We start from the raw sequence: 2,268 nt of genomic DNA, 5'->3' as shown, positions 1-2,268 counted from the left end.
GGTCGAGGTTGAGCGTCTTGTCCAAAGTATTTCTTATGCCTTGCATCAGTCGGCGAAGCTTCACTTATCGTCCGCGCAGCGTCAAGATCCGCACCATGCCTTCGCCTGTTCAAGCCACCCAAGTTCTTGCCTCCACCGAAATCCTCGACGCCGGGGCGCACCACATGCCTTCGGTACAGGCCATCTACAGCCGCTACGTGCTGCACGACCTGTGCTCCTTCGAGGAAGAGGTGCCGAGCGTCGAAGAGATGCAGGCGCGCCGCGCCGGCGTGCTTGCGCGCGGCCTCCCCTACCTTGTCGCGCTGAAGGACGGCGAGGTGGCCGGCTACGCCTATGCAAGCCCCTACCGCAGCCGCTCCGCCTACCGCCACACGGTCGAAGATTCGATCTACGTCGCAGAAGGCATGCAGGGCCGTGGCATCGGCCGCGCGCTGCTCCAGGAGCTGATCCGGCGCTGCACCGACAGCGGCTTCACGCAGATGGTGGCGGTGATCGGCAACAGCGCCAATGCGGGCTCGCAGCGCGTGCACCAGGGCCTGGGCTTCGAGACGGTGGGCGTGCTGCGCAACGTCGGCTTCAAGTTCGGGCAGTGGGTCGACACCGTGCTCATGCAACGTGCGCTGCGCTGAACCGGCCCCCGCGCGCGGATGGCTTGCGCTGCTGTGCGCGAGCCRCCTGCTGCAGGCCATGGTGGTCACCGCCTATTCCGGCGTGCTGCCCTTCATGATGGCCGACTGGCACATGACGGCCGCGCAGGCTGGCTCGATCCAGAGCGCATGGCACGTGGGCTACATGAGTTCGCTGTTCGCCGTCGGCCTGCTGGCGGACCGCTACGGCCCGCACCGCGTCTTCCTGATCGGCAGCGCGATCAGCGCGTGCTCGGCACTGGCTTTTGCCGCCTTCGCGCACGGCCATCTTTCGGCGCTGCTGCTCTACGGCCTGGCCGGGCTGTGCGCGGGCGCCTCGTACACGCCGGGCCTGCAGCTGCTCGCGCGCAACGCCGAGCCCGCCGTGCGCGGCCGGGCGATGGGGCTCTTTCTTGGTTCGGCGTCGATGGGCTACGCCTTGTCGCTGGCGGTGGTGGCGGCCTTCAGCCACGCCCTGCACTGGCGYTTCGGCCTGCTGGCGGCGGCGGGCTGCACCTTCGCCGGCGCACTGCTCACGGTGCCGGCGCTGCGGCGCATGCGGCCGCCCGCACCGGCCGCCGGCGCAGGAACGCCGCCGCGCGAAGGCACCTGGCATGCGCTGGCCGAGACGGTGCGCGACAAGCCCGCGATGGCCGGCAACTGGGCCTATGCCTTCCACTGCTGGGAACTGATGGCCCTGTGGGCCTGGCTGCCGGCCTACCTGGTCGCCTCGGCCGGCGGCGCCGCGCCGTGGCAGGGCGCGGGCATTGCGCTGGCGGCGTTCGCGCACCTGGTGAGCGTGTTCGGCAGCATCGGGGGCGGTGCCGCGTCCGACCGCTTCGGCCGCGCACGCATCATGATGGCCGCCACGCTCATGAGCCTGTGCATGTCCTTCGCGTTCGGCTGGATGTGGACCTGGCCGCTGTGGCTGCTGGCCGTGATGGCCGCCCTCTACAACCTGCTGGCGATTGCGGACTCCTCCGTCTATTCGACCGCGCTGGCCGACGTGGTGGCGCCGCACCGGCTGGGCGTGGCGTACTCGGTGCGCTCGGTGATGGGCTTCGGCGCGGGTGCGCTGAGCCCCTGGGTGTTCGGCCTGGTGCTGGACTGGGGACAGACGCGCTTCGGCTTCGGCAGCACGTACAGCTGGGTGGCGGCATGGAGCTCGGTCGGGCTCGGCGCGCTGCTGGGGCCGTGGATGATCGTGCGCTTCGGCCGGCTGGAGCGCGCGCGGCGTGCGCGCTGAACTTCGCCGGCGTCTCGCACCATCAACTCCCGATCGGATATTCGACGGCCACGCGGATCTGGCGGGCGTCGAGTTCGGCCTGCGCCTTGTTGCTGCGGTGCTCGCCATAGCGCAGCAGCAAGGCCAGTCCCTTGGCCGATCCGGCCTGCACCGTGTAGCGCAGCCAGAGGTCGCGCTCCCAGTGCCGGCCGTCCTTGCCGTAGCCCAGCCAGGCATAGCCGCCGCGGGCGGGCACGCGGCTGCCGTCGATGCCGCTGCCGCGGATGTAGGCGGCGCCCATCGCGAGTCCCGGCGCGCCCCAGCTTGCGGCATCGACTTCGTAGCGCAGCTGCCACGATTGCTCGTGCGGCGCATTGAAGTCGGACAGCTGCGCGGCATTGCCGAGCCAGATGGCAC

General features: G+C 70.2%; 3 protein-coding genes. 2 read left to right on the top strand and 1 reads right to left on the bottom strand.

What is annotated here, in order from left to right:
• The first annotated feature begins 95 nt into the window (after positions 1-95).
• Positions 96-629 (top strand): N-acetyltransferase family protein, encoded by a 534-nt coding sequence (locus AC1DOC_RS30115; protein WP_478079647.1) that lies wholly within the window; start codon positions 96-98, stop codon positions 627-629.
• Entirely contained in the window at positions 616-1,872 is a 1,257-nt protein-coding gene (locus AC1DOC_RS30110) for an MFS transporter (RefSeq protein ID WP_478131166.1), read from the top strand. Before AC1DOC_RS30115 ends, AC1DOC_RS30110 begins: the two co-directional genes overlap by 14 nt.
• A gap of 22 nt (positions 1,873-1,894) precedes the next feature.
• Here the strand turns inward: AC1DOC_RS30110 and AC1DOC_RS30105 are convergent.
• A partial coding sequence (locus AC1DOC_RS30105) for an OprD family outer membrane porin (RefSeq protein WP_478131165.1) occupies positions 1,895-2,268 on the bottom strand: 374 nt, incomplete at its 5' end.

Source organism: Variovorax sp. 01T439_2 (assembly GCF_056398445.1).
This window is presented reverse-complemented; position numbering and strand designations above follow the sequence as displayed.

Coding starts and splice junctions, on each gene's coding strand:
- AC1DOC_RS30115 (WP_478079647.1), top strand. CDS start 96: ATGCCTTCGCCTGTTCAAGCCACCCAAGTTCTTGCCTCCACCGAAATC.